At 42.1% G+C, this 20,063-nt stretch carries 24 protein-coding genes and 2 tRNA genes; 12 read left to right on the top strand and 14 right to left on the bottom strand.

Annotated features, from left to right (window positions below; translation table 11 throughout):
- Positions 1 to 472 precede the first annotated feature (472 nt).
- From CWC02_RS13910 to CWC02_RS20975, 8 genes are all read left to right on the top strand, one after another.
- Complete coding sequence (locus CWC02_RS13910; RefSeq protein WP_138618826.1) at positions 473 to 1,405, top strand: CHAD domain-containing protein; 933 nt, start codon at positions 473 to 475, stop codon at positions 1,403 to 1,405.
- A 30-nt stretch (positions 1,406 to 1,435) separates the two neighbouring features.
- The gene (locus tag CWC02_RS13905; protein ID WP_138618824.1) at positions 1,436 to 2,335 is read left to right on the top strand and encodes a DUF350 domain-containing protein; all 900 of its coding nucleotides are present in this window, start codon (positions 1,436 to 1,438) and stop codon (positions 2,333 to 2,335) included.
- A gap of 73 nt (positions 2,336 to 2,408) precedes the next feature.
- Positions 2,409 to 4,061, top strand: a complete 1,653-nt coding sequence (locus CWC02_RS13900) for a polyamine aminopropyltransferase (RefSeq protein ID WP_228482684.1) — start codon at positions 2,409 to 2,411, stop codon at positions 4,059 to 4,061.
- A 79-nt stretch (positions 4,062 to 4,140) separates the two neighbouring features.
- Positions 4,141 to 4,554 carry a YjfI family protein gene (locus tag CWC02_RS13895; RefSeq protein WP_063700564.1) on the top strand — a complete coding sequence of 138 codons (414 nt, stop codon included), beginning with the start codon at positions 4,141 to 4,143 and terminating at the stop codon, positions 4,552 to 4,554.
- A 24-nt stretch (positions 4,555 to 4,578) separates the two neighbouring features.
- Positions 4,579 to 5,271: a PspA/IM30 family protein gene (locus CWC02_RS13890; RefSeq protein ID WP_054554603.1), complete on the top strand. Its 693-nt coding sequence runs from the start codon at positions 4,579 to 4,581 to the stop codon at positions 5,269 to 5,271.
- A 71-nt stretch (positions 5,272 to 5,342) separates the two neighbouring features.
- Positions 5,343 to 5,981 (top strand): hypothetical protein, encoded by a 639-nt coding sequence (locus tag CWC02_RS13885; protein WP_055199258.1) that lies wholly within the window; start codon positions 5,343 to 5,345, stop codon positions 5,979 to 5,981.
- Positions 5,978 to 6,295, top strand: a complete 318-nt coding sequence (locus tag CWC02_RS13880; protein WP_054554605.1) for a hypothetical protein — start codon at positions 5,978 to 5,980, stop codon at positions 6,293 to 6,295. The genes CWC02_RS13885 and CWC02_RS13880 overlap by 4 nt, the downstream gene beginning before the upstream one ends.
- Before the next feature lie 65 nt (positions 6,296 to 6,360).
- The gene (locus tag CWC02_RS20975) at positions 6,361 to 6,546 is read left to right on the top strand and encodes a hypothetical protein (RefSeq protein ID WP_054554683.1); all 186 of its coding nucleotides are present in this window, start codon (positions 6,361 to 6,363) and stop codon (positions 6,544 to 6,546) included.
- Here CWC02_RS20975 and CWC02_RS13870 read toward each other — a convergent pair.
- From CWC02_RS13870 to CWC02_RS13850, 5 genes are all read right to left on the bottom strand, one after another.
- Positions 6,539 to 6,940: a hypothetical protein gene (locus CWC02_RS13870; protein ID WP_058585357.1), complete on the bottom strand. Its 402-nt coding sequence runs from the start codon at positions 6,938 to 6,940 to the stop codon at positions 6,539 to 6,541. The genes CWC02_RS20975 and CWC02_RS13870 overlap by 8 nt on opposite strands.
- Before the next feature lie 13 nt (positions 6,941 to 6,953).
- Positions 6,954 to 7,439 carry a hypothetical protein gene (locus tag CWC02_RS13865; protein ID WP_138618820.1) on the bottom strand — a complete coding sequence of 162 codons (486 nt, stop codon included), beginning with the start codon at positions 7,437 to 7,439 and terminating at the stop codon, positions 6,954 to 6,956.
- A 148-nt stretch (positions 7,440 to 7,587) separates the two neighbouring features.
- Positions 7,588 to 8,964, bottom strand: coding sequence for a class II fumarate hydratase (locus CWC02_RS13860; RefSeq protein ID WP_138618818.1), 1,377 nt, complete (start codon positions 8,962 to 8,964; stop codon positions 7,588 to 7,590).
- Positions 8,965 to 8,972: 8 nt separating this feature from the next.
- Positions 8,973 to 9,338: a hypothetical protein gene (locus tag CWC02_RS13855; RefSeq protein WP_054554609.1), complete on the bottom strand. Its 366-nt coding sequence runs from the start codon at positions 9,336 to 9,338 to the stop codon at positions 8,973 to 8,975.
- Positions 9,339 to 9,444: 106 nt separating this feature from the next.
- Positions 9,445 to 9,639, bottom strand: a complete 195-nt coding sequence (locus tag CWC02_RS13850) for a hypothetical protein (protein ID WP_054554610.1) — start codon at positions 9,637 to 9,639, stop codon at positions 9,445 to 9,447.
- A 183-nt stretch (positions 9,640 to 9,822) separates the two neighbouring features.
- Here CWC02_RS13850 and CWC02_RS13845 point away from each other — a divergent pair, with 183 nt between their 5' ends.
- On the top strand, positions 9,823 to 10,413 hold the full coding sequence (locus tag CWC02_RS13845) for a DUF938 domain-containing protein (RefSeq protein WP_054554611.1): 591 nt from the start codon (positions 9,823 to 9,825) through the stop codon (positions 10,411 to 10,413).
- Here the strand turns inward: CWC02_RS13845 and CWC02_RS13840 are convergent.
- The 3 genes from CWC02_RS13840 to CWC02_RS13830 form a co-directional block, all read right to left on the bottom strand.
- The gene (locus tag CWC02_RS13840) at positions 10,390 to 11,529 is read right to left on the bottom strand and encodes a GNAT family N-acetyltransferase (RefSeq protein WP_138618816.1); all 1,140 of its coding nucleotides are present in this window, start codon (positions 11,527 to 11,529) and stop codon (positions 10,390 to 10,392) included. The two genes, CWC02_RS13845 and CWC02_RS13840, sit on opposite strands and share 24 nt — an antisense overlap.
- Positions 11,526 to 12,893 (bottom strand): alpha/beta hydrolase, encoded by a 1,368-nt coding sequence (locus CWC02_RS13835; RefSeq protein ID WP_138618814.1) that lies wholly within the window; start codon positions 12,891 to 12,893, stop codon positions 11,526 to 11,528. The genes CWC02_RS13840 and CWC02_RS13835 overlap by 4 nt, the downstream gene beginning before the upstream one ends.
- A gap of 68 nt (positions 12,894 to 12,961) precedes the next feature.
- Positions 12,962 to 13,423 (bottom strand): Lrp/AsnC family transcriptional regulator, encoded by a 462-nt coding sequence (locus CWC02_RS13830; RefSeq protein WP_054554614.1) that lies wholly within the window; start codon positions 13,421 to 13,423, stop codon positions 12,962 to 12,964.
- A gap of 113 nt (positions 13,424 to 13,536) precedes the next feature.
- On the opposite strand from CWC02_RS13830, the gene CWC02_RS13825 reads away from it, so the two are divergent.
- The gene (locus CWC02_RS13825; RefSeq protein WP_138598932.1) at positions 13,537 to 14,706 is read left to right on the top strand and encodes a PrnB family protein; all 1,170 of its coding nucleotides are present in this window, start codon (positions 13,537 to 13,539) and stop codon (positions 14,704 to 14,706) included.
- On the top strand, positions 14,706 to 15,821 hold the full coding sequence (locus tag CWC02_RS13820; RefSeq protein ID WP_138618812.1) for an aminotransferase class V-fold PLP-dependent enzyme: 1,116 nt from the start codon (positions 14,706 to 14,708) through the stop codon (positions 15,819 to 15,821). Before CWC02_RS13825 ends, CWC02_RS13820 begins: the two co-directional genes overlap by 1 nt.
- Positions 15,822 to 15,833: 12 nt before the next feature.
- On the opposite strand, the gene CWC02_RS13815 is transcribed toward CWC02_RS13820, so the two are convergent.
- From CWC02_RS13815 to CWC02_RS20775, 5 genes are all read right to left on the bottom strand, one after another.
- A complete protein-coding gene (locus tag CWC02_RS13815) occupies positions 15,834 to 16,601 on the bottom strand; it encodes an MBL fold metallo-hydrolase (RefSeq protein ID WP_054554617.1) in 768 nt (255 codons plus the stop codon).
- Positions 16,602 to 16,670: 69 nt separating this feature from the next.
- Positions 16,671 to 17,171, bottom strand: coding sequence for a DUF4124 domain-containing protein (locus CWC02_RS13810; RefSeq protein ID WP_171043848.1), 501 nt, complete (start codon positions 17,169 to 17,171; stop codon positions 16,671 to 16,673).
- Positions 17,172 to 17,279: 108 nt separating this feature from the next.
- Positions 17,280 to 17,372: transfer RNA gene (locus CWC02_RS13805), tRNA-Ser, on the bottom strand.
- Positions 17,373 to 17,425: 53 nt separating this feature from the next.
- Positions 17,426 to 17,516 (bottom strand) — tRNA-Ser (locus tag CWC02_RS13800).
- Between the two features lie 227 nt (positions 17,517 to 17,743).
- Positions 17,744 to 17,884 carry a hypothetical protein gene (locus CWC02_RS20775; RefSeq protein WP_166341396.1) on the bottom strand — a complete coding sequence of 47 codons (141 nt, stop codon included), beginning with the start codon at positions 17,882 to 17,884 and terminating at the stop codon, positions 17,744 to 17,746.
- A 323-nt stretch (positions 17,885 to 18,207) separates the two neighbouring features.
- Here CWC02_RS20775 and CWC02_RS13795 point away from each other — a divergent pair, with 323 nt between their 5' ends.
- Positions 18,208 to 19,056 carry a diacylglycerol/lipid kinase family protein gene (locus CWC02_RS13795; RefSeq protein WP_138618808.1) on the top strand — a complete coding sequence of 283 codons (849 nt, stop codon included), beginning with the start codon at positions 18,208 to 18,210 and terminating at the stop codon, positions 19,054 to 19,056.
- 54 nt (positions 19,057 to 19,110) lie between these two features.
- On the opposite strand, the gene CWC02_RS13790 is transcribed toward CWC02_RS13795, so the two are convergent.
- Positions 19,111 to 20,040, bottom strand: a complete 930-nt coding sequence (locus CWC02_RS13790; protein WP_135923129.1) for a DMT family transporter — start codon at positions 20,038 to 20,040, stop codon at positions 19,111 to 19,113.
- Positions 20,041 to 20,063 lie beyond the last annotated feature (23 nt).

The following is a 20,063-nucleotide window of genomic DNA, read 5'->3' as shown; positions in this document are numbered from 1 at the left end:
AGTCGGGCTTTTTTGCGTTTGGAGCTATCAGCCAGGTAGGTTGGGTAGAGCGGAGCGAAACCCAACGTGAGTTAGCGAGTTGCAAGTTAGCAAGAGTAAAGTCGAACTGTTGGGTTGTTTAGTACAGAGCCTCCCTCAGCAATAACCCCGTAGGAGACACTTCAGTGCCGATTTCAGACCATAACAAACATATTCATGGCTAAAGCCATTCCTACAAGTAGACTTTGCCTAGAACCAGAGGAAGACGCAGCACCAAACACCCACACCGCGCGGCTGATCGCTGAAAGCTGATAGCTCTGTGATGTGTTGGGTTTCGCTCCGCTCTACCCAACCTACGCCAGACCTTTAAACTTTTCCCCTTGCTAACTAGCAATTCACGACCAATTTACCCTTTGTTGCAATTTTAATCTTGGTTTAGTACCTGAGCTATGTAAAACTATTTGCGTTTTTAAACCACAATCAGGTGACATGAATGTCTCAAATAAAAGCTTGGAAACTTATTAGCCTGTTTTGTTTGGTAAGCTTGCTTATGGGCTGTGAGTCGAAAGAAGAGCAGCTGAAACAAACAATACAACAATCCATAGAAAAAGCTGAAGTTGAATTAAATCAACTCGGTACAGCGCTTGATAATGGCTCTTTGCGTAATGCGACGATACTTAAACAATACGGCAAGGTGCTTGCTGAGCAACAACCGCAACTTTCTGAGATCGGCCGTGTAATTAGTCTTGATGCCACTCGTGAAGGGGCTATTTATTCAGGTCTCACACAACGCTTAGCAGATGTGAAGTCTACTTATCTAATACCACCATATGAAGATACGCTTCATCAACTTGACCTCATTCGTGATGCTGCCAAACCGTCTTTATTTCAAGATGCGCTTACCGATCCTATCAATATGCTTGCTGATATGTCGCAGGGGTCACTAGCACGGGTTGGTGCAATTAGTGAAGCTGCTGAAGGCGAAAGTGTTGGTAACCAGTTAGTTGGCAACCCTAACTATGGGCAGTGGCAAACGAATAGCAGTGGTACCAGCTTTTGGGTTTGGTACGGTATGTATCGTATGTTGGGCGATGTATTCGACCGAGTTGAATATGGTCGCTGGAGTCGTCATAGAAAGTATAGCTATTACAATGATTATGGCCGTTATCGTTATTCGAGCCCTAAGCAGATTAAAGCACAACAAACGGTAGAGACACGAACTCGACAGTCTTATCAACGCCAAGGTAAACAATTCACTAGTCCGTATGCCAAGAAACGTAGTGGCGCATCAGGATTAAGCCGTAGCAGCTATACGCCGCCACGCACACGTAGTAGCTATGCTTCTAGCAGTAGTTACAGTAAAAGCTCTGGGTCATTACGTAACAGCTCGAGCAGAACATCACGTGGCATTAGCCGCGGTAAGTAGTGAAAAGAATAACCACCGGAGTTACAACACATGTATGAATTTAATGGAATAACAACTTGGTCGTTGCAAGCTTTAGCAATCGACTTTGCAATCATTATCGCTTTATTTGTCAGCCTAAAATTTATTAAGGGTTGGGTATCTAACTTACACGCTAATGATGAAATAACTGAGCGTGACAATTTTGCTTTTGGTATTAGCTTTGCGGCAGGACTTGTGGCACTTGCTATTGTTCTTAGTGGCGTGAGCAGCGGCTCATTTGCACCGACTTTACAACAAGAAGCATTACAAATGCTAGGTTATGGTGTGATGGCGATTGTACTTATCAAGCTAGGTCACTTCTTCCAAGACAAAGTAGCGCTTCGTAAAGTGAGCCTGCATGACGAAATCGTAAAAGGTAATGCTACTGCTGCACTCATTGATTTTGGCCATGTTGTTAGTGTGGCGATTGTTATTCGCTCAGCTTTATTTTGGGTTGTGACCGAAGGCTGGCATGGTATTCCAATTGTGATCGCAGCTTTTGCCATTGGCAGCATTGCGATGCTACTGATCAGTCAATATCGCGTGCAGTTATTCAAGCATACTAATCGCAGTGGTGATTGCTTACAGCAAGCGGTTATTGACGGTAACTTAGCAGTAGGTATTCGTTATGCTGGCTTTTTAGTGGGTAGTGCATTGGCATTAACGGCAGCATCAGGTATTGCTCCTTATGCGGCTGACAACATTGTTGCTAGTTTAGCGTACTGGGCATTAAGTGCAGCTGTGAGTTTAGTGGCTTTCATTTTACTACACTTAGTGACTATCAAAATCATCCTATCTGGTTGTGATATTTCAGATGAAGTGAACCGCCAGAAGAACGTGGGTGTAGCAGCTATCTCTGCAGCAATCTCATTTGCGATTGGTTCGACTATGGCAACCTTGTTAGGTGCCTAATTAAGTGTCTACTACAACAAGCGCTCCAAGTAGAGCCAATCTACTTGGGCATGATTTCCTATTAATAACTGTTATGGCCGTACTCGCTGGGTGCGGCCTTATTTATGAGTACCTGCTATCTCATTATGCTGGTCGTGTCTTAGGCTCAGTCGAGAGTGCCATTTATGCCATGATCGGCACCATGATTGTCGCTATGGGTATCGGTGCTTTTTTAGCGCGATGGTTTAAAGATGCGTTTACTGCTTTCGCATGGCTAGAGAGTATTATTGCTTTGGTCGGCATGGGCTGTATTTTAGCGATAGCGAGCGTTATCGCTGTCAGTTATTCACTGCCGCATATCTTCTCCGAAATTTTTAACCTGCCAGCAGATACTGTACTTAATGGCTATGTATTTGAAAAGCTACAAGAGTGGTCACGTTTCTTACCTTATGTGTTTGGTCTATTACTTGGGCTATTAATTGGTATGGAAATCCCGCTGATTGCGCGTATTCGCCAGCAAGTTTATGGGCGCTTTTTAGAGAACAATGCGGGTACTATTTACGGGGCGGATTATATCGGTGCCGGTGTCGGTGCTGCTATTTGGGTGAGCATTATGCTTGCGATGCCAATTATGCAAGCAGCTGCTTGGACTGCGTTATTTAATATTATTGCCGGTCTCGTGTTTTTGTGGCGCTATCATCAACATGTTCGCTTCGCTAAGCTACTGTTAGTTTGTCATGTACTGTTGTTGGTGTTTTTTGCGTTTGTGCTTGTGCTTGGCACCAGCTGGATGAAAAATCTAAGCAATGTTTTATACAAAGATAAAGTCATCTACTCGCAAGCAACTAAGTATCAGCATTTGGTGTTAACTGAGCGTTTGAGTCGCAATCAGCCCAATGCAATTACTGATCTTTACCTCAATGGCCGTTTACAATTCTCAAGTGTGGATGAGCAAATTTATCATTCTATGCTTGTCTATCCTGCTATGTTGGCCTCCAATCGCCATGACCGCGTGTTGATCATCGGGGGCGGTGATGGACTTGCATTGCGTGATGTTTTGAAGTGGCCAGTAGAGCATGTCACCTTGGTTGACTTAGATGGTCAGTTGTTAAACTTATTTGGTAATGATGTCGGCGACTATGATGCGCCAGAGAAAATCAGAACACGTTTAACAGCGCTAAATAAACACTCTATGAGCGATCCTCGTGCTGATATTCGCATTGCAGATGCCTTTTTAGAGGTCGAAGCAATGCTTGCTAAAGGCGAGCGCTTTGACACTATTTTAATTGACCTACCAGACCCTAATCACCCAGATCTTAATAAGATGTACAGTGACTATTTTTACAATCATGTGCGTCAGTTATTGGCGCCTGACGGGGCTGTGGCCGTGCAATCAACATCGCCTTATCATGCGAAGAAAGCATTTTTGAGTATTGCTAAAACAATGAAAGCTTCGGGTTTTGGTTATGTTGAGCAATACCAACAAAATATTCCTTCGTTTGGTCAATGGGGTTGGACAATCGCGACTACCGCTGGCAAATCAGCAAGTCAGCGAATTCGTGAAACTAACGAATTACCGGTGCCATCGCGTTGGGTAAGCAAAGAATATTTATTGGCTTCTTTTGTGTTTCCGAATCATTTTTTTGAACAAGTAAACACGATTGAAGTCAATAGATTAGGTTCAGGAACCTTATATGATTATTACCGCCAAGCGTGGCAAGTTGAAACCGAATTGTACAAAAATTGATATTTTATAGTTGACATAATATGTCGGCTATGCAAATCTTAACTCAGACATAATATGTCAAAACGTAAAAAGGTGAGACATGGAATTAAATGAACTATCAATCAAACTGGCTTCTTTTGAAACAGAGGGTGTGAGCTTTGAGTCTTTCTTGATTGCCAACGAAGGTGAGCAAGATGTGTTACAAGTTATCGTCGATGGGAATGATGAGTTACCTATCTTTGTTACTCAAACAGAAGAGCAATTACTGTGTATTAGCTACCTGTTTGCTGAAGACGAAGTACAAGCAGATATGCGTAATGAGTTAAACGAAACGTTACTACGTTTAAATGTACCAATCCCATTAAGCGCATTTGCAAAAATTGATGATAAATACGCTATTTTTGGCGCGTTATCGGTTAATTCATCGTTTGATGATATTACCCATGAGTTGGTAACACTGGCAGACAATGCGATTGATGCACTTGAAGCCGTGACCATTTATTTAAACGATTAATTAGCAATTTCTGGAGTTAAGATTATGAGTATTTTAAAGAAACTATTTACAGCTGTACGTGGTGGCGCTCGTGAAGCAGGACAAGCAATTGTTGATGCAAACGGTATCCGTATCTTTGAACAAGAAATTGCTGATGCACAAAATGCCTTACAACGCGCTAAGAAAAGCCTGACCGAAGTAATGGCAAAAGAGATGCAAACGAAGCGTAAAATTAGCGCACTAGATGCATCAATTGCTGAACATGAAGCGTATGCAGGCCAAGCACTTGAAAAAGGTAACGAAGCTCTTGCATTAGAAATCGCTGAAAAAATCGGTGATTTTGAAGCTGAAAAAGCAGAGCACGAAGAAGTGTTAGCTGGTTTTAGTAACCACATTGTGCAACTAAAGCAGCAAGTTAAAGAAGCTGAAAAGTCGATTAAAGAAAACCAACGTCAATTAACAATGGTTAAAACGACTGAAAGTGTGCAGCAAGCAACAATGGCTGTAAACAGCACGCTAAATACGAACAGCTCATCAATGACATCAGCACGTGAGTCTCTAGAGCGTATTAAACAACGCCAGCAAGACCGCCAAGATCAGTTAGGTGCGGCTAAGCAATTAGAAGCAGATACTAATGGCGATGATTTAAAAGCGAAAATGGCTGAAGCGGGTATTGGTGATACCAACCCGAAAAGCGCAGATATTTTGGCGCGTATTAAAGCAAAACAAAATAGCTAATCAGTTAACGGAAAGACAAAAGGTAACCCACGCACTGGGTTACCTTTTTTGCTTCAACAAGGAGTCAGCCAATGTTTAACTTTTTCAAATCTAAAAAAGCCCCAGAGCGTCAGCTTACTGATCCAAGCCAATTACTCGTTGGTGATATGCTAACTGTGATTGATTCGTTCGCTTACCCAAGCTGGTTAAAAGGACAGACACTGCGTGTTATTGATGTGCAAACGTATCAGTACCAACGTAGTGCAGAGTATGAGCTGGTACTCGAGAGTGAATCTGGCCAAGTGGTGTTTTTGCAAATTGAATCAGATGACGGTGAGCAATGGGCAAACTTTGCGATCAAAATTCAACGCGACGATGTTGATGAGATTTTTACCCTTGATGAGTTCGCTCGTATTTTTGATGAAGACGAATTAACGGCAATTAATGTACAAAATAGCCCGGAGCGTTTTAGTCACTTTTTAGCATCGAGCTACAAACAATCAGAAGCACCTTATGTGTGTTATTTCCATAATAAGGACTACCGTAATAAGCCTTTACCTCGTTATGAAGACGAAGGTGGTGAGCCGTGTGAAATGATCTGTTTAAGCTCTGACGATGAATCGCATAGTTTAAATATTGAGATTTGGGAAGGCGGTGAAACAGAGGTATCACTGACGTTAACCAGACCAATTAGCGATATTGTTGACTTATTTCCTGGGGATGCCAAGTGAGTGATGCAAAAGCCAAATGGCAGCGTCAGGAGCAAGCCGTTAGAGCCACGCAAATGGCGTTTGATTTAAGCTCTGAAGTGCAAAAATCAATTAAGAAGCAAGCCATTGACCAAGAGCTTACGCCATCAGATATGATCCGTAAGATTTTGGAGCTCGACGTTAAGTCGAAAAAAACCAGACAACGCTTATCGTTTAACTTAAATGATGAAGAGATTGCTTTATTGGCTGAGCGTTTTGGCGTTGCAGCCGATGATAAGCGTGCTGTGAAGCAGCGCGTGGCTGAATTACTCATTGAACACAGTAAAAAAAGCTAAGGTTTTGCCTTTACTTCTTTAAGCCCTTACACTGAGACTAGATGTTTTAAAGAAGTGGCATGACTGTGGATATTATTTTACTTGCGTATTTAGTTATTTTTGCATTATTTGGCACTGCAGCAAGTTACTTTGTTCGCTACATTTATGCTTACTGGGTGCATAATACAATGCAGGTTAAATACATATATAAGGCCGGGATTTGTATCATCAGCGTGGTGATAGTATCCGGCCTTATTGCATTATTTACTTAATCTCGATTGCTTGGCACTGCTGTGAAATACACAGCGATTGTACAGGCAGAACTGGTGAGCAATCGTTAACAGTTAATGCTTGATCAGATGACTTCTCAGCCGCTGTAATTCGCTCTGCAAGTTGCTCTGCTTGCTCTTGTGTGTTGTTTAACGTTGAATAAACCACATAGCGACTTGGGCCACCACATGCCCGCTCACCAACTTCTAACACTTTACATTGAAAGCTCGCAGTACAGCTATTATTACTAACGATATCGTTCAGCTGATCATTTAAATCACCTAGATCAACGCGTGCAGAGCTACCCGACGTTGTTGTTTCGCAACCGCTTAAAGCAATGCTTGCTAACACAGTTGTGGTGATGAAAAGTTTCTTGAAAGTCGATGAACGAACCATTATTGCTTATTCCTTAGTATACACTTGCCGCTGAGCCTTCGATTCTAACACAAGTATTCTCAGAACACTGCGCACCTGGTGCGGTTAGATGCTGACAAATACTCATCATGTCGTTTGCTGCGTTAAATTGCTTTTCAAGGGCGGTGATATCTTTTGCAAGTTTTTCAACCTCAGCAGTGTCAGCTGTTTTGGTTGAATAAACAATGAAACTACTTGGGCCGCCACAAGCACGACTACCAACTGGTAATACTTTACATTGGCTGCTGCTATCACAGCTTGGATCATCGATTAATTGTTTAAGTTGCTCATGGGCTGAGCTAATAGTGGCTTTATCTGGGGCTGCTTTGGTCACTTTTTCAGTGTTTTTTATTTCAACGGCTTTTGGTGCCTCGACAAGTTTATTGCTTGTAGCCGTCGATTCGGCTTGCTCATTAGTTGCAGCGTCCGAGCACGCAGTTAATAACACAGGAAATAAAATTGCCAATAGTGGATAGCGCATAACATACCTAAAAATCGTTGAATAAGTACTCACTATCATACACATTGCTCAAAGCGGAGCAATAAAAACGTTTTCTTTCAGTAAGTAGCTCTGTATTCACAGAGCTACAAAAAGATAAAAGTTTATACCACTTTACAATAAGCGGGTATTACAAACCACCTTGGGTTAGTTTGGCGGGGTTCAGTAACTCGCTCAGTTCTTCGCGCGAAATATCCGTATGCTCTGCAGCAACATCAATAATAGGGCGACCTTCTTGATAAGCTAATTTGGCAATTTTTGCTGCTTTGCTATAGCCGATCACCGGATTAAGCGCGGTAACTAGAATTGGGTTTTTAGCGAGCGCTTTATCAACATTGCTTTGGTTTACTTTAAAGCTGGCAATCGCTTTATCTGCCAGTGCTTCACTGCTATTCGCCAGCAGTTCGATACTTTGCAAAATGTTTAAGGCAATCACAGGCAGCATTACATTGAGCTCAAAGTTACCCGCTTGACCAGCTACTGTAATGGTAGCGTCATTGCCAATGACTTGTGCGCTGACCATAGCGGCAGCTTCAGGGATCACGGGGTTTACTTTACCCGGCATAATTGATGAGCCCGGTTGTAAAGCCTCAAGCTCAATTTCACCAAGACCTGCAAGAGGGCCAGAGTTCATCCAGCGTAAGTCATTGGCTATTTTCATTTGTGCTACAGCAAGTACCTTTAGCTGGCCTGACAGCGCAACAATGGCGTCTTGTGAGCCGATGTTATAAAAGAAGTTTTTACTTGGGCTAAAGCGAATACCTACATTCTCACTCAAGTGTTGGCAAAACTCACCAGCAAACGCTGGATCGGCATTAATACCAGTACCAACCGCTGTGCCACCTTGTGCAAGTTCACAAACTCGCTCGAGTGCTTGGCGAATACCAGTCATTGCATGATCCACTTGTAACTGCCATGCAGCCAGTGTTTGTGCAAAACTCACAGGCATTGCATCCATTAAATGAGTGCGACCGGTTTTAACAATATGGCCTACTTCGGCTTGTTTGCTTTGTAGGCTTTGACTGAGTTTATCGAGTTTAGGAAACAGCTCATAAATGATGTTAATAGCGCTACTTACAGCAATCGCAGTGGGGATCACATCATTTGAGCTTTGTCCCATGTTCACATCATCGTTGGGGTGAATGGTTTCCCCTGCAAACTGGCTCGCCAGCGTTGCTATAACTTCATTGGCATTCATATTTGAGCTAGTGCCAGAGCCTGTCTGAAATACATCAACAGGAAACTCTGAAAAATGTTTACCGTCAATGACCTCTTGGCATGCTTGCTCAATGGCTTTGGCTTTACCTTGGCTCAAATGGCCTAAAGCAGCATTACTTTGAGCGGCAGCTTGCTTAATGTAGGCGAGGGCGGTGATAAATTGCTTAGGCATGGCTAAGCCACTAATTTGAAAATTGTTGATAGCGCGTTGCGTTTGAGCTTGATACAACGCATTGGCAGGGACTTGTAGCTCACCCATGCTATCTGATTCGGTTCTAAATTGGCTCATAAACACTCCTAAATCGGGTTAAATTCTTGGCTGAGAAGGCACGCTTCTCGCTCCAAACTGAAATACTTTTCAATACAGTTATGAGTTTTGTAGTAACGCTTTAGCGCAAGTTGCGGTTTATAAAGCTGAGCCAAACATTGTTTACGAATTGCATTATGCACTAATGAATCACACATCTTTTCAAGTAGTTCATGAAAGGTGCGTCTTAGATACAGCTCTTGCAAAATAAAGTTGTGATGCTTTTCGTAATAGCGTGCAATGTTTAAACCCGCTTCAACATAGTTAGCAACAAGCGCAGGGGCATGTAACCCAGGTCTTTGGCAAACACATTTCATTTGCCGCTGATAATGGAGCATAGCATTGTGAGAGTGCATAGAAAAACCGATTAACTGTAATGATAATTGTTATCATTACAGTTAATCGGTTTTAGTGCAAGTCTTATATAATGAAGCTAAGACTGAATGGATTAACTGTGTGTGATTAATTGTAGCCGAGAATAAAAATCTGGTCTGTTTCATGTTTTTTCGGCGCCTGTACATTTTCTTTGTTACATTGAGAAAGAAGATCGATCACGGTTGCTCTGTCGTCACAACTTGTTAAGGCGGCTTTTTCGCTTTCAGCTCGTTCGCTGGCTGCAAGTGCAGCATCTACAGCGGTGTAGGGTGAGATATACATAATATTGCTCCTATTGATTAATTCACTTAAGAAATAGCATAAGCTGTACCAATATTGATCAATAAATTTAACTAGTTGAAAATAATGGTTTTATATTTTTAACTAATAAATTCACCGCGACTTTATTATTTATTTTTGCTTTACTGTTGTGCACTAATTACCAAACATGGTGCACTAATTTGTATGGATAAACCCTTCTCTCAAGCCTGTGAAAACAACAAATTACCTATTTTAAACGTATTAGATGCGTTCTTTTCTGATGTGACGGACGTATTAGAAGTCGGCTCAGGTACTGGGCAACATAGTGTGCATTTTGCAACGCATTTAGCACATTTGCAGTGGCATTGTAGTGATCGCGAGGTTAATCACCCGGGGATTTTACAATGGCATCAAGAAGCTGATTTAACTAACTTGCATGCGCCACTCATACTCGACCTTAATGATCCTTGGCCGGTTGAAACAGTGAATGCTATTTTCACTGCCAATACAATGCACATTATTAGCTGGCCACTGGTGGAGCGCTTTTTCCAAGGTGTAGCAAAGCACTTAGCGCCTAAAGGTAAATTGTGTATTTATGGACCATTCAAGTACCAAGGTAAGTATACCAGTGCCAGTAATGCTGAATTCGATGCGTTTTTAAAACAGCAAGATGCACATAGTGCAATCCGTGATTTTGAAGCGATTTGCCAACTTGCAGAGCAAGCTGGCTTAACCTTTGTTGAAGATGTGCAAATGCCAGCGAATAACCAATTATTGCTGTTTAAAAGGCAGTAAGCTTTCGCATTGGTCTTTATAGAGCGCCATATGTTGGCGTTCTCTAGTAATAAAATCACTAATGGCAGCTGCAAACTCAGTGTGTTGAATATGATGCAGTGAATAGGTATTTACGGGCTTAAAACCGCGACTTATTTTATGCTCACCTTGCGCGCCAGAATGGAACTGCTTAAGTTTGTTGGTAATACAGTACTCAATACCTTGGTAATAGCAAAGCTCAAAGTGCAAACTATCAAGCTCATAGTTCGTTCCCCAGTATCGACCATATAAACAATTCTGATCTTTAAAGCTGAGTGTGGCAGCAATCACTTCTCCTTGATATTTAGCGAACATTAACACCAGTTTGTCGGCCATGCTTTGCTGTAATAGCTCAAAAAAGGCGGTATTCAAATAACCATTGTGGCCTGAGCGCTTCAAATAGGTTTGGCGGTAAAAATGACTAAATTGCTGCATGTGCTGTTTGCTGATGTCAGCACCTTCGAGCCATTCTACGGTTATCTGTTGTTCAGTTATTTTTGCGCGTTCTTTTTTGAGCGATTTACGCTTTCTTGCGGTGAGTGAAGCTAAAAAGTCCTCAAAGTCATTATAGCCTTCATTAAACCACTGAAACTGCACGCCATGACGTTGCATTACGGTGTTGCTAGTTAATGCAGTCGCTTGTTGCTGGTGGCAAAAATTTATATGCCAACCTGACCAGTCTAATTGCGCTGCTGTTGCTGTGAGTATGTGCTGAATGTACGCATAGACTTCAGCGAGCTTATTGTGATTTATACTAATTCGTTGCCCTGCAATAGGTGTGAATGGTACGCCACACAGCCATTTGGGGTAATACTCTAAGCCATGTTGTTGATAGGCTTCAGCCCAAGCCCAGTCAAATACATATTCACCATAAGAGTGGTGTTTTAGATACCCGGGTAGTAAGGCTATAACCTGTTCTTGCTGGTAAATTGCTAGGTGCATGGGTTGCCAGCCCGACGCTTCACTCACACAGCCTGCTTGTTCTAAAGCAGCTAAAAAAGCGTGATCAGTAAAGGGTGTATCATCGAAAAATGACTGCCATAGAGTGGCATCAATCTCGCTTATTTGATTAAACCAGCGGTGGCTAAACTTACTCATTGTGCAGCCGATTCAATATCTTTGATAAAATCGTTGATATGCATAGCAAGCTTATCGAAATAAGGGTTAAACGTGAGTCGTGCAAAGGGCTTGTGCGCTTGTAAATTTTCGGCTGTGCGTTCACCCATCACAACGTCTTTTTGGTATTTGCAGGCTGTATAAAGCGTGTCGTCATCTAAGTAGCTGCCGCAATTGCGATACAATGCTGTGCGACCGTAGTAAGGGTTGCTGGGTTTATTAACAATACCAATATGTGACATTCCTTTGATTTTTTTACAGTCATCGGTGTCGCAGTCATCACGAATTATTTGGTAATCAGCTGGAAAGCTAGCTGGAATGTTATTGTCATCACCATAGTATACAAGCCGATCAAGCTGGTTATTCTTGCGCGTTTTTGGGTCGTGCAGCTTAGTTAAAATCTTAAAGGTCGCTTGGTTATCTATTGTGGTGTCAACATCACTAAAGGTGCTAAATATCGCTACATTAGGCAGTTGGCGATGACGTAGCTCATCAAGGCTAATACGGCTCATTGCTTCGTGACTAGCTGAGGCTGCACTAAATGGAAACGACTCATACTTGGCAAAATCAAGGTCCGCGTCTTTATCAATCCAATTCACAAATGGAATCGCATCGACCCATTTCGCTAGCCAACCGTTTTTATTGTGTGGCTCGCTTGCGGGTGAAAACAACATAGCAGCCATAATTTTATTATCGACTGGGCCTTGAGTTAAGTAATCAATAACCAGTGCAGCACCGGTTGAGTAGCCCCCTAATATCACCTGATCAAAGTCTTTTAATGTGCGCTCAATGGCATACACGCTAGCCTTTTGCCAATCATCGGCATCGATGTCTCTAAGTGCTGCAGGAGCGGTACCATGCCCAGGGAGTAAAATTGTGCGTACCGTATACCCTTGTTGATAATACACTTGTGCAAGGTCGTGATAGGTAAAGGGTGAGTCGGTTAAACCGTGGATCAAGAGCACCGCTTTACGGCTATCGGCCTGTTTGAGTTCAAATGGGCTTATTAAATCAGCAACAGTTGCGTTAGCTGGTCGAGCGCCTTGTGCAACAAGTTGCTGATAGGTGTCTGTGTAAACAGGGCATGGCAAATTAGCACGCGGGTTTTCGCTACTAATTTGCAGGTAAGCAGCGGTTAAATAGTCATTAAATGCTTGCTCGATATTATAGCTAAAGGTGCTATGAGTGCGTGGCAATGGCTCTCTAAACAGCCCTTCGCGCTTACTTTTCATCATCAGTTCTTGGTCTTCAAGCTGAGTAAGGCAGGTTTGTTGCTGCGCCATTAATGAGCTGCTAAATAGCCCACTGATGGCCCAAGAGATAGCAACTAAGTTGATGAATTTCATATTTTAAGCATCCTTATAAAGCCTGTTTTTAGCTTATCGAGTTATGTTTTATTTGCAAGCAAGGTGCGTCAAGCGAGCGGTAAATGACGCTTAGTGAACGCTTGTTTTAAAACCACTGTCGACTCGATGTTAGCAATACAATCAATACTACCTAATTTATGTTTCACAAAGCTTTCATAGCTTTCTAAGTCAGCGGCAACGATCTTCAGCAAGTAATCATAACTGCCTGAAATAACAGAGCACTCAAGCACATGTTCTAGCTTCTCAACCTGCTGTTCAAATTGCTCAGCAGCGGCAACAGAGTTCTGGTTTAAGCGAACAAAGGCATACACAGACACATTTAAATCAACGGCTTTAGGATTGATGGCAGCATGGTAACCACTGATCACATTTGCTGATTCGAGCTTTTTAATGCGGCGAAGGCAAGGGGTATCTGACAGGCTAACAGACTGGGCCAGCTCCGAGACAGAAGTTCTCGCATTATCCTGTAAAGCATTAAGTAATTGTTGGTCTTTTTTATCTAATTTCATTTTTATTTGAGTGATTTTCACTAATCTAGATGGATTCTAGTCTATATTTTGGCGATTAGCACTCATTGAACTCTGTTAACATTATCGCAATATAATTATTTTGGAGTGAGCCTGTGACTGAGAACACCAAGGCATTTGATAGCTGGCTTCGCACCCGTTTTGTTGAGATCAACAGCGAATTAGAAAAACTATATTGGCAACAAGACGATAAAGCGAATGTAGAGGGTGTCGGTGAGCACCTTAAACGCCAATTAGAGCAAGAGGGTAATGAGCATATTCGTGCCTTACTGGCAGAGGGCAATACCGATGAAGGCTTTGATAACGCCTTCGATTTATTAGGCAATGTTGGCTTGTATATGGCGGCATGCCGTCGACATGAAATCACTGAGCCTTCTCGTGAAACAAGTTCACCGCTTGTTGAAGCCTCTGCGTTGGCAATGCACATTGGTGCATCTATTGGTGTAACCCCGCGTTTTGCAACGGCGCATTTAACCACCCACAATAAAGCGGTTGATGGTTTGTATAAGCGCTTTACTGACCTTGAAGATGAGAAAATCTTTGTCGATTACAACACTAAGGGCATTTTAGCGTATAAGCGAGCGGCAGATGCTTTATTAAAAATTCAGCCATTAGGGATATCGCACCCTATCACGGCTGATTTACTCACAGTAGCAAAACAAGCGCTGCTTGATGTGATTGAGTCGAACAATACGCTATACAACAAGCTCGATACAGATCGATTTTTCTATTGTGTACGTCCGTATTACAAGCCGTATCGAGTAGGTAAAGAGGTATATCGAGGTGCGAACGCCGGTGATTTTGCGGGCATAAATGTCATCGATTTATTGCTTGGTCTTTGTTTTGCTAATGAACCTAGTTACTCGCAAATGCTGGTGGATAAATTCTTGTATATGATGCCTGAAGATCAACAGATCCTGCGTGAAAGCATGCGTATGACAAGTATTATGGATGACTTCTTAGCGGCAGAAGCTGAGCGTGATAGTGAATGGTTACAAACTAACTTAAAGCTGTTCATTCAAGTGTGCAAACTGCATGGTGATACTGCCATTGGCCATCATAATCAATTGGTCAGTAAATACATTGCGCAGCCTTCACAGCAAATGCAGCAACAACATATGGATAAAGTCACAGCCAGTGGGCCGCCTTTGCATGTGTTACTAAACTCACTAGAGCAATTGCGTGATCGCCGTGCGGCAGCAAAGCGGGATGATATTCGCACCCGTTTCGATGACTTAACTAAGTTAAAACAGTGGATTAAGTAATGAACAAAAACGATTTTGTAATTCCACAAGGCAGCTATTTGCTTAACCACTCTGTGGGGCGACCATTAAAATCTGCTGAGCAGCATTTTCATCAGCAGTTTTTTGCCGCTTGGCAAAATGAAAATAAAGAGCCATGGCAACAGTGGTTGCAAGGTGTAGAGGCGTTTACGAGTAGTCTCGCTAAATTATTTAACTCGCATAGTGAGTTGTTTTGTCCACAAGTTAACTTATCGAGTGGTTTAACCAAGCTTTTGATGTCGCACCCGCGACTTCAACAGGAAAATTGCAAAGTGTTGATGGCAGAAAGTGATTTTCCAAGCATGGGTTTTGCAATGCAAAAAGCCCTACCTGAAAGTGCTGAAATCGTGTTTATTGATAAGCATGAAGACTTAACCGATGCGCAGATTTGGCAGTTATATTTAGCGAATAATGATATTGATTTAGTCTTTATTAGCCATGTTTATTCAAACACGGGTCAGCAAGCGCCTATTCATGAAATTATAAATATCGCGAAACAACACAACACATTGAGCTTACTTGATGTTGCACAGTCTGCGGGCATTTTAGAGGTCGACTTAACTAAGCTTGATGCCGATTTTATGTTGGGCTCGAGTGTCAAATGGCTATGTGGTGGACCGGGCGCTGCTTATTTATGGGTTAACCGCAAGCAGCTATCACTTTGTCAGCCACAAGATGTTGGCTGGTTTTCTCATCAAAATCCGTTTGAGTTTGATATTAAGCACTTTGCTTATCATCAAACCGCGTTGCGCTTTTGGGGCGGTACCCCTTCAGTTGCACCTTATATTTTGGCTTCGCATAGTATTAATTACTTTGCTGATCTTGGTATTGAGAAAGTACGCGCTCATAACTTAGCAATGCTCGCGCAGTTTCATGATCAATTAGCTGATTATGTGCGTTCACCAATACAGGATGACAAATGTTCTGGAACAGCCATTATGCATTTTGGTGAGCAACAAGCGGCTGTAAAAGCTGCGCTTATTGCAGCGAATATTGCAGTTGATGAACGTCACTTAGGCTTAAGAGTCTCTGCTCATATTTATAATGATCAGCAGGATATCGATACTTTTATCACAACTGTGAAAAGGGCCTTATAACAAAACGCTTAATTAAGTGTTATTGCGAGTTGGTATTACGTTAAGAGCTTGTCGAGCCTTTGCTTTGACGGAACGCCAGTGCGTCATTGGTTTTTCGGGGACCAGCGCTAAAATTTGCTCAAAGTCGATGTCATCAATACTAACTTCGTTACTGTGTGCAAACATAATTCGTTTTGGTTGCAGCGCTTTTAGCATCAACAAAGAGTTTAAATACAGCTTTGGGTAAAAAACAGGAAAGGGTGGCACAAGCTGCCCTTTTACTTTTACCAATAAATCAGCAATGTAAATTCGCTCGCTAGGAATATGATACAGACTAATATCTCGGTCGGTATGACCTGGGCTATGCAGTGCTTGCCAATCGTCAAAGCCGGGTAGGGTTGCATCAGTGGCAAGGTAATAGTCAGCATCTAAATGGCGGCTGTACCAAAGATTATGGCGTTTTTTATTTAACCTACCGGCGACCCACCAAGCCAAAGCAATATCGGTTAAATGCATTAAGAAACCATCAATGCCTCTATACCATTGCCCAGGGGCGTTCGACGTAGCTATTTTTCCACCACTTAACTTTCTTAATGCATGCGCTCCACCGGCATGATCTGGGTGCATATGGGTGACTACTATTAGTTTTAAGTCTGTGATGGGGCGCTTGAGTTGTTCGGTAATATAATCAAATACAGTATCAACATCAGCACGGCAACAACCATCAAGTAGCATCAATTTATCTGGGTATTCAACCAAATAGATATTTTGGATATAACCTTCGAGCGTATGAATTTGCAAAACGATTGATCCCTAAACTTAATCAGCAAATCTTGTTATATCATGTCTGACCAGTTTTGGTAAGCTAGACTAATTGGATTGTGAGGCTCGTTCTTTGAGCTGTTTTTTGGTTTCTTCTAGCTGTGATACTTGCTTTTCGAGGGGGGCGATTTGGCTTTTATAATAAGCATTAATACGTTCGCTTTGTTTGCTAATAGCATCATCAATAGACGCTGCGCCTAACCTGTTTGCGGCATCTTGTGTCATATTGCTGAGTTTACCAATGCGCTCACTCTGCTGTTTTTGTAGTTCTTTGATCTCTAATTGAAGGCGGTCTATTTCGCGATCGGCTTTTTGAATTTTTAAATAATCTTCAACACTTAAGTCTGCAGGCTTTTGCGGATTTGGCAGCTGCTCTGTGGCTGGGGGTTGGTTACTTGCGGGTGGTGGTGCAATTTTTACTATTGCTGCATCTTTACCACAAGGCTGCTCTGTAAAGGTGGCAACCCCGTCAATCATGCACTTATAAATAGTGGCTTGACTGTTGGCGCTGGCAAATAGAGCAAGCGTAAAAAATGCAAAACGAAACATAGCATCACTTTGTGTAGCAAATAGATACTTAGCATGCATGAAATATAATGAGGAGTGCAAGTTTTCGGACATAAAAAAACCGCTAAAAAGCGGTTTTTAATAATAAAATGGTGGAGAAGGAGGGATTCGAACCCTCGATAGAGCTACAAACCCTATACTCCCTTAGCAGGGGAGCGCCTTCGGCCACTCGGCCACCTCTCCAGCGCATAATTCTGATTGTAATTTGCTGAAATAAATCAACAAATAAAAATAAGTGGTGGAGAGATAGGGATTTGAACCCTAGAGGGGCTACAAACCCCTGCCGGTTTTCAAGACCGGTGCATTCGACCACTCTGCCATCTCTCCACATCGTGATGCGAGAATAATACTTAGCTGAATCGGCTGTGTAAATAGGAAAAAGTTTGTTTGCTTGTTTTTTGAGCGTAAAGAGGGTGTTTTTTGTAAAAAGGTTTAATTATTTGCTGTTTTTAACTTAAAAGAAGGGGGTTGGGGCAGTAAACGGAGGAGCTAAAGAAGGATCTTCGTTAGTGGTTGGGTGTTTACTGCACCGATAAAGTAACCATGGTTGGGGATTACTTGTGTTGTACTGCGCCGCCAAGAGCTAACTTTTTGCCGTAGCGATTTAGTTTTGCCAACATTTTTGCTTTGCGGTTTGTTGGTTTTACGGCAACATGAGTTGCAGCGTTTTGGTTTAATGTATTAATTGGGTTCATTACTTTGCTCCGGGTTGTGTTTGGTTGAAAACGTGAGTATTTTGCAATCAAACTGAACAAAAATAAAACGATAAAAATTGAGTCTGCCGGATAACTTTTTCTAATCCGAAAGTCTTTTATTAACATGGGTTAAGTTTTTAAATACACATTGCGCTGCATGCTTATGCAATTGTGTTTGCGTTGAAGTATAAGTAAATAAAGGTTTTTAGCTTTTGGTGTTTTTATTTATGCGTTTTTAGAGTGAGAAAGTGACTAATTATTCAGATTAATATAATTTGAACGAGCGTGGTGTTTTTGCCATATAAGAAAAGAAGTAACCGTTGATGTTGATAATAATAAAGCCAAGTGACAAAAAAAATCATAAAAACAGTGTTGATTGGCTACTAAAAGAATGTAAAAAAAGACAGATTGAGCCTGAATTGTATTTAACCACAGGCAAGTTTGAGAATGATTGCGCTGATATTACGCATTTGGCTAAAAACCAGAGTCAAGTTGTGGTGATTGGTGGTGATGGGACGCTGCATTTAGCTGTTAATGCATTAATGTCGAGTCGCTGTTCTATCGCGTTAATTCCAGCAGGCACAGGAAATGATTTTGCGCGTGGCTTTACGTGTAAAAAACAGGCTTGGTATGAGGCTGTTTTTAATAGCCGTACAGAATTAATCGATGTTGGACAAATCAATCAGCGCTATTTTATTAATGTGGCGGGAATAGGGTTTGACGCTGAAGTCGTGAAGCAACTAAATAAAGCCGGAAGTTTCAGCTCGTTTGGCTACACTTGGCAGGGCATCAAACAGCTATTTTCATTTCGGGCACGCTCACTTAAGGGGGAGTTTAATGGTAAAGCACTCAACTACAGTAATTTAGCGACGATTTTTGCTAATCATCATTACTTTGGTGGTGGCTTAAAAATTGCCCCTCGGGCAAAGTTAAATGATGGTCAGCTTGATTGCTACTGCATGCCAGCTGGCGGTTTATTGAAAAACCTGATCAGCTTTTTGTATTTACTGCTCGTAAAGCATCATAGTTTGCACGCGCTGGAATATACCCAGTTAACGACTGCCGAGATCACTACGAAAGGACTGGCTATAGAAGCCGATGGTGAGCTCGTTGGTTTTACTCCGGCTAAAGTTAAGATTCACAAACAAGCACTTCGTTTTCATGTGCCATAAAAAAGCGCCGGCAAAATTTGCCAGCGCTTGGTGTTAGAGGCGACATAGTCACTTCTAACTGGGGACGGAGCTTTTTTGCTGCAGATTACGTGCAGCAAAAAATGCTTTAATTTGTCGAGTTGGAGTCAGCACGATAGCATTACCGAATAACACTAGGCTAAAACCCATAAAGGTATTTGCTTGCCATTCAAATCCTTCAAATAAGGTACTTAAGACCACTGCAACCAGTGGGAATAATACGATTACATAGCTTGCTCGCTCAGGGCCGATATTTTTAAGTAGCGCGAAGTAACAAGCAAATGCGATTACGGTACCAAATACAGCTAAATAGAAGAGCGATACCCAATAGCTGGTTGGGGCATTCAATGTCAGCTCAACGTCGCTTACTAAAACATAAGCTGCTAGCCCTAAAGCGCTGTATAACATACCCCAGGCATTGCCTTGAAGTACGCCAATATTACGCTGAGAGTTTCGAACACTGACCATATTCCCCAATGAAGCCACAAAGGTTCCAGATAGCGCAAGTAGTAACCCGACCAATGCACCATTACTCAAGTCGAATTGCTGAATTTGTGGCCAAAACAAGCTGGCAATACCCATTACGCCAAGTAGTGCGCCAAAGTAAATTCGTTTCGCAATTGGCTTTGCGAAGAACAAGCGGGTATTAATAATGTTCATCAATAGCAACATAGAAAACGCAATTGAGGCCATTGCTGAGGTGAGATAGTTCTGCGCCCAATACAGCACTAAATAATTTAAACCAAAGTTAAATAAAGCCAATAATGCAAAAAATCCGTGATCGCGCAGTGAATATTGCATAGGGAGTTTTTTTACCAGCACAAAGGCCCACATTAAAATGGCTGCAATGGCAAAGCGATAAAATAAAGAGACCTCAACAGCAACATCACCCAGTTGAAACTCAATAGCTAGCCAAGTCGATCCCCAGATCAGTACTGTAGCAAGGTAGAGAGCGGCGCTTTTCATAGTTAGTACCCAAAAATTGAAAG

The organism is Pseudoalteromonas sp. S2721, assembly GCF_005887425.1.
Taxonomy (GTDB): Bacteria; Pseudomonadota; Gammaproteobacteria; order Enterobacterales; family Alteromonadaceae; genus Pseudoalteromonas; species Pseudoalteromonas simplex.
This window is presented reverse-complemented; position numbering and strand designations above follow the sequence as displayed.

Excerpts from the sequence above, each read along its gene's own strand:
- CWC02_RS13900 (WP_228482684.1), top strand. The coding sequence starts at position 2,409 with ATGGCCGTACTCGCTGGGTGCGGCCTTATTTATGAGTACCTGCTATCT.
- CWC02_RS13905 (WP_138618824.1), top strand. The coding sequence starts at position 1,436 with ATGTATGAATTTAATGGAATAACAACTTGGTCGTTGCAAGCTTTAGCA.
- CWC02_RS13850 (WP_054554610.1), bottom strand. The coding sequence starts at position 9,639 with ATGTATATCTCACCCTACACCGCTGTAGATGCTGCACTTGCAGCCAGC.
- CWC02_RS13865 (WP_138618820.1), bottom strand. The coding sequence starts at position 7,439 with ATGCGCTATCCACTATTGGCAATTTTATTTCCTGTGTTATTAACTGCG.
- CWC02_RS13845 (WP_054554611.1), top strand. The coding sequence starts at position 9,823 with ATGGATAAACCCTTCTCTCAAGCCTGTGAAAACAACAAATTACCTATT.
- CWC02_RS13835 (WP_138618814.1), bottom strand. The coding sequence starts at position 12,893 with ATGAAATTCATCAACTTAGTTGCTATCTCTTGGGCCATCAGTGGGCTA.
- CWC02_RS13795 (WP_138618808.1), top strand. The coding sequence starts at position 18,208 with ATGTTGATAATAATAAAGCCAAGTGACAAAAAAAATCATAAAAACAGT.
- CWC02_RS13840 (WP_138618816.1), bottom strand. The coding sequence starts at position 11,529 with ATGAGTAAGTTTAGCCACCGCTGGTTTAATCAAATAAGCGAGATTGAT.
- CWC02_RS20775 (WP_166341396.1), bottom strand. The coding sequence starts at position 17,884 with ATGAACCCAATTAATACATTAAACCAAAACGCTGCAACTCATGTTGCC.
- CWC02_RS13895 (WP_063700564.1), top strand. The coding sequence starts at position 4,141 with ATGGAATTAAATGAACTATCAATCAAACTGGCTTCTTTTGAAACAGAG.
- CWC02_RS13890 (WP_054554603.1), top strand. The coding sequence starts at position 4,579 with ATGAGTATTTTAAAGAAACTATTTACAGCTGTACGTGGTGGCGCTCGT.
- CWC02_RS13860 (WP_138618818.1), bottom strand. The coding sequence starts at position 8,964 with ATGAGCCAATTTAGAACCGAATCAGATAGCATGGGTGAGCTACAAGTC.
- CWC02_RS13910 (WP_138618826.1), top strand. The coding sequence starts at position 473 with ATGTCTCAAATAAAAGCTTGGAAACTTATTAGCCTGTTTTGTTTGGTA.
- CWC02_RS13790 (WP_135923129.1), bottom strand. The coding sequence starts at position 20,040 with ATGAAAAGCGCCGCTCTCTACCTTGCTACAGTACTGATCTGGGGATCG.
- CWC02_RS13810 (WP_171043848.1), bottom strand. The coding sequence starts at position 17,171 with ATGTTTCGTTTTGCATTTTTTACGCTTGCTCTATTTGCCAGCGCCAAC.
- CWC02_RS13820 (WP_138618812.1), top strand. The coding sequence starts at position 14,706 with ATGAACAAAAACGATTTTGTAATTCCACAAGGCAGCTATTTGCTTAAC.
- CWC02_RS13885 (WP_055199258.1), top strand. The coding sequence starts at position 5,343 with ATGTTTAACTTTTTCAAATCTAAAAAAGCCCCAGAGCGTCAGCTTACT.
- CWC02_RS13855 (WP_054554609.1), bottom strand. The coding sequence starts at position 9,338 with ATGCACTCTCACAATGCTATGCTCCATTATCAGCGGCAAATGAAATGT.
- CWC02_RS13830 (WP_054554614.1), bottom strand. The coding sequence starts at position 13,423 with ATGAAATTAGATAAAAAAGACCAACAATTACTTAATGCTTTACAGGAT.
- CWC02_RS13870 (WP_058585357.1), bottom strand. The coding sequence starts at position 6,940 with ATGGTTCGTTCATCGACTTTCAAGAAACTTTTCATCACCACAACTGTG.